The sequence below is a fragment of the Kineococcus indalonis genome (assembly GCF_009906395.1).
Classification (GTDB): Bacteria; Actinomycetota; Actinomycetes; order Actinomycetales; family Kineococcaceae; genus Kineococcus; species Kineococcus indalonis.
Genome location: NZ_JAAALM010000695.1, coordinates 1 through 1,669 on the forward strand (window position 1 = coordinate 1; position 1,669 = coordinate 1,669).

2 protein-coding genes and 1 pseudogene are annotated in these 1,669 nt (G+C 80.8%); all 3 read left to right on the forward strand.

Going from position 1 to position 1,669, the window contains the following annotated elements:
* Positions 1 to 637 (forward strand): class F sortase (locus GTR00_RS20350; RefSeq protein WP_166613350.1); only part of this gene is annotated, 637 nt, incomplete at its 5' end.
* Positions 638 to 705: 68 nt separating this feature from the next.
* On the forward strand, positions 706 to 1,359 hold the full coding sequence (locus GTR00_RS20355) for an RNA polymerase sigma factor (protein ID WP_166613351.1): 654 nt from the start codon (positions 706 to 708) through the stop codon (positions 1,357 to 1,359).
* Positions 1,346 to 1,669, forward strand: a pseudogene (locus GTR00_RS20360) (hypothetical protein); the annotation flags it as partial. The gene GTR00_RS20355 and the pseudogene GTR00_RS20360, both read left to right, overlap by 14 nt.

Consider the following 1,669-nt stretch of genomic DNA (forward strand, 5'->3'; position numbering starts at 1 on the left):
GCCCGTCGCCTCCGCCCTGCTGGGCGCCGGGCTGCTCGGCGCGTGGTGGGCGGAGCGGCCCCCGGCGGGTTTCGGGGACCCCACCGCGCCCGCCCCGGTCCCCGCCGTGGGGCCGGGCCCGCAGCGGGCCCCGGTGGTGCCGGCGCCGGTGGGGGTCCGCCCGGCGGCACCGGCACCACCGGCGCCGGTGGCCGCCCCCGTGGCGCTGCGCGTGGCGGACCTGGGGATCGACGCGCCGGTCGACCCCGTCGGCGTCACCGGCGACGGGGCCGTGCAGGTGCCCGCGGACGGTGCGCGCGCGGGCTGGTACCGCTTCGGCCCGGTGCCCGGCGAGGGCGGTTCCGCCGTCCTCGTCGGGCACGTGGACACCGCCCGCGACGGCCCCGGCGCCCTGCACCCGCTGGCCCGCGCCGAGGCCGGGCAGGTCGTCGAGGTCGTCCTCGCCGACGGCACCGCGCGCCGCTTCGCCGTCACCGCCCGCCGCGAGGTGGCCAAGGCGGAGCTGCCCGTGCAGGAGCTGTTCGAGCGCACCGGCCCCGCCCGGCTGGTGCTCGTCACGTGCGGCGGCGAGTTCGACGAGCAGGCGCGCAGCTACGCCTCCAACGTCGTCGTCGCCGCGCAGCCGCTGCCGACGTGAGCGCCGCGGGCCCGATCGCCGGGCCGGGCCGGTTGGCGCGCGGGCCGCGGCTCCGTACCGTGGCCCGCATGGTCGCCCGGGACGCCGTCGCCCCGTCCGGCGGCGCGCCCCGGGTGCCGGTGGGCGCCGGGGCCGTCGACGCCCGGGCCGGCGAGGACCCGCGGGCGGCCGACGACGCCGAGCTGGCCCGCGCCCTGGCCGACGGCGACGAGCGCGCCCTGGCCGAGGCGTTCCGGCGCTTCGCCCCGCTGGTGCAGGCGCTCGCGCTGCGCCGGCTGCCCGAGGCCGACGCCCAGGACGTGGTGCAGGCGGTGTTCGTGGCGGCCTGGCGCTCGCGCGGCACCTACGACCCGGACCGCTCGGCGCTGCCGGCGTGGCTGGTCGGCATCACCCGGCACCGCATCGCCGACCACCTGCGCGCCCGCCACCGCGACGCGGAGGTCAGCACCGACGCCGTGGAGCTGGTGGGCGGTCCGGGCGGCGAGCGCCCGGTCGTCGACGACCCCGCCGAGCGCGCCGCCGACCGCCTCGTCCTGCTCGACGAGCTCGAGCACCTCGGCGAGCCGCAGCGCACCCTGCTGCGGCTGGCGTTCTTCGAGGAGCTCACCCACACCGAGATCGCGCAGCGCACCGACCTCCCCGTGGGGACGGTCAAGAGCCACCTGCGACGATCGCTGCGTCGCCTGCGCACCCGACTGGAGGAGGACCGTGCTGCCTCCTGACTCCCGGACCGACCCCGGGGGAAGCGGACCCGGCACGCACCCGGAGGAGGACGACCTCGTCCTGCTGGCCCTGGGTGAGCCGGCGGACCCGGCCGTGCGCGAGCACGTGCCCGGCTGCGCGCGCTGCTCCGAGGAGCTGCGCCGCTGGGAGGAGGTCGTCGCCACCGCGCGCTCGGGGCCGGAGCTGCCCGCCGCGCCGGTGCCGGCGGCCACCTGGGAGGCCGTCGTCCGCGAGACCGGTGTGCGCGCGGACCCCGACGGGGCGCCGCGCGGCGAGCGGCCGGGCGGGGGCGAGCCCCCCGCCCGGCCG

Excerpts from the sequence above, each read along its gene's own strand:
- GTR00_RS20355 (WP_166613351.1), top strand. The coding sequence starts at position 706 with ATGGTCGCCCGGGACGCCGTCGCCCCGTCCGGCGGCGCGCCCCGGGTG.